This is a genomic window from Lactobacillus delbrueckii subsp. delbrueckii DSM 20074 = JCM 1012 (assembly GCF_001433875.1).
Taxonomy (GTDB): Bacteria; Bacillota; Bacilli; order Lactobacillales; family Lactobacillaceae; genus Lactobacillus; species Lactobacillus delbrueckii.
This window is the reverse complement of record NZ_AZCR01000074.1, coordinates 1-6,134: the sequence shown is the minus strand read 5'-3', so window position 1 is coordinate 6,134 and position 6,134 is coordinate 1. Positions and strand designations below refer to the sequence as shown.

3 protein-coding genes, 6 tRNA genes, 4 pseudogenes and 1 riboswitch are annotated in these 6,134 nt (G+C 50.0%); of the genes and pseudogenes, 1 reads left to right on the top strand and 12 read right to left on the bottom strand.

The features are described from left to right. Positions 1 to 392 precede the first annotated feature (392 nt). Positions 393 to 641 (bottom strand): annotated as a pseudogene (locus FD23_RS07975) (anion permease); the annotation flags it as partial. 71 nt (positions 642 to 712) lie between these two features. Between FD23_RS07975 and FD23_RS07970 the strand changes: the two are divergent. Then, a pseudogene (locus FD23_RS07970) lies at positions 713 to 1,600 on the top strand (LysR family transcriptional regulator). Between the two features lie 335 nt (positions 1,601 to 1,935). Here the strand turns inward: FD23_RS07970 and ribH are convergent. The 11 genes and pseudogenes from ribH to FD23_RS07915 form a co-directional block, all read right to left on the bottom strand. Further along, a complete protein-coding gene (gene ribH / locus FD23_RS07965) occupies positions 1,936 to 2,400 on the bottom strand; it encodes a 6,7-dimethyl-8-ribityllumazine synthase (RefSeq protein WP_003614176.1) in 465 nt (154 codons plus the stop codon). 14 nt (positions 2,401 to 2,414) lie between these two features. After that, positions 2,415 to 3,582, bottom strand: a pseudogene (gene ribB, locus FD23_RS07960) (3,4-dihydroxy-2-butanone-4-phosphate synthase). Positions 3,583 to 3,601: 19 nt separating this feature from the next. Beyond that, a pseudogene (locus FD23_RS07955) lies at positions 3,602 to 4,217 on the bottom strand (riboflavin synthase). After that, positions 4,210 to 4,692, bottom strand: coding sequence for a RibD family protein (locus FD23_RS10770; RefSeq protein WP_230844923.1), 483 nt, complete (start codon positions 4,690 to 4,692; stop codon positions 4,210 to 4,212). The pseudogene FD23_RS07955 and the gene FD23_RS10770 overlap by 8 nt, the downstream one beginning before the upstream one ends. Beyond that, a complete protein-coding gene (gene ribD, locus FD23_RS10765; protein WP_230844924.1) occupies positions 4,689 to 5,261 on the bottom strand; it encodes a bifunctional diaminohydroxyphosphoribosylaminopyrimidine deaminase/5-amino-6-(5-phosphoribosylamino)uracil reductase RibD in 573 nt (190 codons plus the stop codon). Before ribD ends, FD23_RS10770 begins: the two co-directional genes overlap by 4 nt. A gap of 118 nt (positions 5,262 to 5,379) precedes the next feature. After that, positions 5,380 to 5,498, bottom strand: a riboswitch (FMN riboswitch). A gap of 127 nt (positions 5,499 to 5,625) precedes the next feature. Beyond that, positions 5,626 to 5,699: transfer RNA gene (locus tag FD23_RS07940), tRNA-Asp, on the bottom strand. Positions 5,700 to 5,702: 3 nt separating this feature from the next. After that, positions 5,703 to 5,775 (bottom strand) — tRNA-Val (locus FD23_RS07935). 2 nt (positions 5,776 to 5,777) lie between these two features. Continuing rightward, positions 5,778 to 5,851 (bottom strand) — tRNA-Arg (locus FD23_RS07930). Positions 5,852 to 5,886: 35 nt separating this feature from the next. Continuing rightward, a tRNA-Gly gene (locus FD23_RS07925) sits at positions 5,887 to 5,958 on the bottom strand. 19 nt (positions 5,959 to 5,977) lie between these two features. Beyond that, positions 5,978 to 6,051, bottom strand: a tRNA-Pro gene (locus FD23_RS07920). 3 nt (positions 6,052 to 6,054) lie between these two features. Beyond that, positions 6,055 to 6,127 (bottom strand) — tRNA-Asn (locus FD23_RS07915). Positions 6,128 to 6,134: the final 7 nt, after the last annotated feature.

Sequence of the window (6,134 nt, the reverse complement as noted above, 5' to 3'; positions counted from 1 at the left end):
AAGTACCAACTTGCGTCAAGTGACGCAACGTTTCATATCTTACTCGCTTGTTGACTTCTTGTCAACAAGCTTTTGATATTTTCTTTTTACCTCCGCGAGACTTGCTTGTCTCACGCGGCAACAAATATTAGTATACTCGTTATTTTTGAAAGGTCAAATCCACCTTTTCATTCGCTTTATCATGGGTACAGCCGGCAGAGTTGTAATAAGCGCTGCTTGATATAGTTTTGCCTTTGTTTTTGCTTACGGGGGAAAATCTTTTTCTTTGCGAAGAATAGTTCGGATTATCGTAATTTTTCCGGGAGAAAAAAGGTAAAACTTTTTATTTTCTTGCTTTAAACAAGAAAAAACACTAAAGTGAGGCACTCTAGTGTCAGCAAACTCTTCATTTTTTACCAATATCCAATGCACTTGGTCCACAGCAAACCGCCGCCCAGCCAAATAACATTGAAAATCACACCGATGATCGCGCTCAGCTTCCACCAGTCCTTGTTTGAAACATAGCCCGTACCGGACAGCATAGCTACCGGGCCAGCTGAGTAAGTCGAAGTCGACAGGAAGACCGACCCGCAGAAAGCCAGCATCAAAGCGGCCATGATCTTTGGCACGCCCGCGCCTAAAGCAATTGAAAGAAAACCAGCATGATAAATCTGATTTATCAATAAACTAGCACGTTAGAGCTATGTTTTACGATAAGCGAAAGGATTTTTATATGGAATTCAGAGATCTGCGTTATTTTATCGACTTGGTGGAAAGCGAAAGCTATAATGCCACTGCGCAAAAGAATCAGGTAACCCAGCCAGCCATCAGCGCCATGGTCAAAAGGTTGGAAGAAGAATGCGGGGTCCAGCTGGTCTTTAAAAAGTCCAGCCGGGCTCCCCTGGTCATCACGCCAGCGGGACAAGTCTTATATAAAAGGGCCAAGAAATTAGTCAAAGAGGAAAATTCAATTAAGATCGAAGTCAAACGGGCCAACGCCAATAACTTCCGCTTAGGCTATTCAGAACTGGCCGGCAAGGCCTGGCTGGCATCAGTGATCACTCACTTAAACCAAGGCCGGATACTGGCAAATATCGAAACTAAAGAAGAAAATTCCCACCTGCTTGAGCAGCATCTGCGGGAGGGACGCTTTGACGTAATCGTCTTCTCCAGATTAGGCGATGAGCCCTTACCAGGAATCAAGACTACCCCCTTGTAGCGCTATCAATATGTTTTGGTAGTTGCTGAAGACAGTCCCCTGGCCCAGCTGGATGAAATCCGCATTGCTCAGATCAAAGACACGCCCTTGATCATGCGGCACAAGCGCTTTTTATCAAGAACATCGCTTGACTGGCTCTTTGCTAAGACTGGTTTTCAACCGACCAAAAAGCTGATCGTCGACAATATTGACGCTACCTTGCAATTAGTTCGGCAAGGAATGGACGTCAGCTACTTGATGGATATTGCCGTGGAAAACGTTCCCGGCGTCAAAGCCATCCCCTTGGTGCCAAGCCAGCGAAGCTACTGCTACTCCAGCTTGGGGATCCGCGAGAATTTCATTCCAAATGAGGTTCAAAAGCAGTATCTGGAGATCATGAAGAAGAACCAGGACCTTAATTAAATAAAAATAAAAAGCTGACTTGGTCAGCTTTTTTAACAGGAAAAGGGCCCCGCGTCTCAACACTAACGCGAAGCCCCTTATGCCACAATAATATTCAATTTTATTACAAACTGCCTGGCAAGTCGTCATTTTTGATCGGCCCAGTCGCTGTGCACAAACAGAACACCCTTGCGCGGAAGGCTTTCCCGCTAAATCGCGACTGCTGCCTTAGCCTTGGTCTTGCCGACAGCAAACCGACAAATACGCCCTTTCCATAAGGTTCGATACGATATTCGAAAGTACTTTCTCTGCTTAGGATAATAGCACAAAAGTTAAGCGTTTGCAAGTTATGAAGCTTAACCGATTTTTTCCTGCAGGCTCATCATTTCCAGCAGGCTCTGGGCTGTCGCGCTCCCCTCGTTGCCGACCTTCAAGCCGGATCTTTGCAAGGCCTGGTCGATATTCTCCGTCGTCAGCATGCCAAAAGTCACCGGTACCTTGCCCGCCAAATTCAATTCCATGACCGCGCTGGTTACATTGCTGATGATCATCGCGTAGTGGTCGGTCTCGCCCTTGATCACCGCCCCCAAAGTCATGATCCCGTCGTATTTGCCAGAATCAACCAGCTTTTTAGCCGCGAAGCCCAGTTCAAAAGCCCCCGGTACCCAGTAAGTATCAATATCTTCTTCCTTGATCCCAAACTTAAGCAAAGTCTCGGCCGCGCCGGTTGCCAGGCTCTTGGTCACCAGCTCGTTAAAGCGGGACACCACGATCGCTACCTTGCCGTGGACTTGCTTAAAATCACCTTGAATTACTGCCATCTTTTTCTTCCTCACTATAAACTGACTAACATGTGCTTAAAGCGGTCCCGCTTAGTTTCCAGATATCTGCGGTCCTCAGCCGTTGCCGCCATTTCCAGGGGCAGGCTGTCGGTAATTTCCACCCCGGCCTCTTCCAATTGCTTGATCTTGTCCGGGTTATTGGTCAAAAGCTGTACCTGCTTAATCCCCAAATCCTTGATCATTTTGGCGGCCACGTCGTACTTGCGCTCATCTGGAGCAAAGCCCAGAAGCAGGTTGGCGTCATAAGTATCATGACAAGGCATAAGCCCGGAGCTTATTAGTCAGGCCAATCCCCCGTCCTTCTTGGTTAAGGTAGAGGATAAGCCCGGACCCCTTTTCTTCAATCCGCCGCATGGCCTGGTGGAGCTGGTGGCCGCAGTCACAGCGCTTGGAGCCGAAGACGTCCCCGGTCAGGCACTTGGAGTGGATCCGCAGCATTACCGGCTCATTTTTGGCAATTTCACCTTTCTTAATCACCAGGTTGCCATTGCCGTAATCCTTGATTTCAAAATCGCCGTAGTCAGTTGGCAGGTTTACGAATTCTGACTGGCTACTCGCGAAGCTCCGGCAGTACTCCTGCAATTCCGCGATCGTGAAGTATGACAGGTCGTATTCCTTGGCGATTTCTTCCAGTTCCGGCCGGCGGGCCATGTGCCCGTCTTCTTTCAAAATTTCGCAGATGTAGGCCACTTCCGCTTCACCAGCCAGTCTGGCCAGGGTAACTGAGGCTTCCGTGTGCCCGTTTCTTTCCAAAACGCCCCCGTCTTTAGCGACCAGCGGGAAGCAGTGACCTGGCTTGAAAAAGTCTTCCGGCTTGGCTTTCGGGTCGGCCAAAGCCTTGATCGTAGTTGCCCGGTCGTAAGCTGAGATCCCCGTGATCGTCGTCTTGTAGTCAACGCTGACGGTAAAGGCCGTCCCAAACGGGTCCGTGTTGTCCTGCCACATCTGCGGCAGTTCCAGTCTTTCCGCGATCTCCCGGCCAATACTGGTGCAGAGCAGGCCCCTGGCATGCTTGGTCATGAAGTTGATTTTTTCCGGAGTAACCTTGCTGCCCAAACCAATCATGTCCCCTTCGGCTTCCCGGTCTTCGTCGTCGGCCACGATTACCAGGCTGCCTTGTTTCATCCAGGCAATTGCATCTTGAATCTTTTTGACATCCATCTTTATTTCCTCGTGTTTTCTACTTGTCCAATTCATTTTTTAAAAAAGCAGCCAGATTGGCTTCCACGTACTTGCCCAGCACGTCAGTCTCCAGGTTGACCTGGTCGCCAACTTGCAGGCCAGATAAATTCGTTTCATCCTGGGTGTGGGGAATCAAGCCAACTGAGAACCAGTCATCACCAGTGTTCATCACCGTCAAGCTGGTCCCGTTGATGGCCACTGATCCTTGCGGGACGACCTGCTTTTTCAAGCGGTCCGGCAGGAAAAAGCGGAGCTCTAAGACATTTTCGTTTTGCTTCAAGTCAACAACTTCTACCGTCTCATCAACATGCCCGCTGACGATATGCCCTTCAAAGCGGCCACCTACTGGCACGCTGCGTTCCATGTTCACTTGGTCGCCAGCCTGCAGATTTTTTAAAAGTCGTCTTGGCAAAAGTCTGCAGCATCATGGTTACCGTAAAGCTGTCTTTTGAAAAAGCCTCCATCGTCAGGCAGCATCCATTGACGGCGATCGAGTCACCGATTTTTACCCCGTCCAGGTTTTCCGGGAATGTTTTGACCGTCAAAACGATCGTCTTGCCTTCCTGCTCCAGGCGCTGAATCCGCGCCTTGCCGCTTACCAAACCACTAAACATCCTTGATCCTCCCATAGATTCTTACATCGTCGCCAACTTGCTCAGTTTGGACATCTTTCAAGTCCAGTGCTTCCGCGGCTACGGCTGCTTCAGTCCCCCGGCCCAAAAAGCGGGGAGCGACATAGCTGATCACGTCATTGACCAGGCCCGCTGCCAGCAGGCTCTCTTGCAAATGCGTGCCGCCTTCAGCGTAAACGCTCTGCACGCCTTGGTCAGCCAGAATTTTTATGCTTGTCGAGATTTTTCCATCCGGCAGGGCAAAAATTTTTACCTGCTTTGGCATATCCTGCTCCAAGAAAGCCGGATTTTCCGTCAAAATCCAGGTCTCAGCCCGCTTGTTGGAAAATAAGCGTAAATCCAAGTGCTCAAGCAGCCGGACCCGCCGGTCCAGTACAACTCTGACTGGCGGGTGAACCAGGTCCTCGCTGGTCAAAAGCACAGGATCGTCGATGATCGCAGTTTCTGACCCGATCAAGACAGCCTGGTAACCAGCCCGTTCCTGGTGGACCCGGTCCAGGCCTCAGCCCCGGTAATCGCGGTCCGCTCACCCTTTTTCGCCAGCATGTGGTCCAGGGTCATGGCCTGTTTCAAAGTCACGTAAGGCAGACCTGTTTGGTAAAAGTAGCTGTAGTGGTCATTCAGCTGACTTGCTTCTTTTGCTAAAAGACCAGTGCTTACTTCAAGGCCTGCCTGCCACAAAGCAGCAATACCCTTGCCCGTTACAAGAGAGTGGGGATCGGTTTCCCCGACCACCACCCGCTTGATCCCGCTGTCAATAATCAGCTGGGTGCAGGGCGGCTGCTTGCCGTAATGGCAGCAAGGCTCTAAAGTCACGTAAATAGTGGAATTGGATAATTGTTCCGGAGTCAATTTGTAGATGGTATCACGTCCAGCATGGAAGCCGCCGTAGTGCTGGTGGAAACCAGTCGCCAGGACTTTGCCGTCCTTGATCAGGCAGCTGCCGACTCTTGGGTTGCGCCAGGTAGCATTGCCAGCCTTGCAGGCAGCAATCGCCAGACGCATGTATTCTTCATCTGATGCCATCCGATCACTCCTTTCATTGCACGAAAAAAGCTCCGAGGAAATCCTCGAGGCCTAATGATCGATATCAAAATTAAATAGTAGCATCGCCAAATAAGCGATACGACATGACAAAAATTGTATCGTTCTGTCTCCCATCTAGACTTTAACTATCGGTACCCTCACTTGGGATTCAACCGCATATCGCGGGTCGCGGACTTTACCGCCGGTCGGAAATTTCACCCTGCCCCGAAGAACATTATTCAAAGCCCTGTCAAGCAGGAAGAAGATCTTTTTTATCTTACTCCTCTTTTCAATCAGCAATTTCTTGGGAATAAAAAGCAATAGAAACGAAAAAAAGCAACGACCTAAGTCGCTGCTTTAATTACGGTCCATGCGGGATTTGAACCCGCGATCTCCTCCGTGACAGGGAGGCGAGATAGACCACTGCTCCAATGGACCATATGGAGGATACAGGGCTCGAACCTGTGACCCTCTGCTTGTAAGGCAGATGCTCTCCCAGCTGAGCTAATCCTCCGATGCACCCAGTAGGACTTGAACCTACAACCTTCTGATTCGTAGTCAGACACTCTATCCAGTTGCGCTATGGGTGCGCTGGAATATTCTGTTTGCTAACGCTGCTGCGTTAAGCGGAAGACGGGATTCGAACCCGCGACCCCCACCATGGCAAGGTGATGTTCTACCACTGAACTACTTCCGCATGTTCGCTTAATGCGAGATCGGGAAGACAGGATTTGAACCTGCGACCCCCTGGTCCCAAACCAGGTGCTCTACCAAACTGAGCCACTTCCCGGTACTCCGCCTGTCAGACTCGAACTGACGACATCCTGATTAACAGTCAAGCGCTCTACCAACTGAGCTAAGGCGGAATGTTGA

What these genes read in the sequence shown, in the direction of transcription:
- ribD (WP_230844924.1), bottom strand. Translation starts at nt 5,261, where the DNA reads ATGGCATCAGATGAAGAATACATGCGTCTGGCGATTGCTGCCTGCAAG.
- ribH (WP_003614176.1), bottom strand. Translation starts at nt 2,400, where the DNA reads ATGGCAGTAATTCAAGGTGATTTTAAGCAAGTCCACGGCAAGGTAGCG.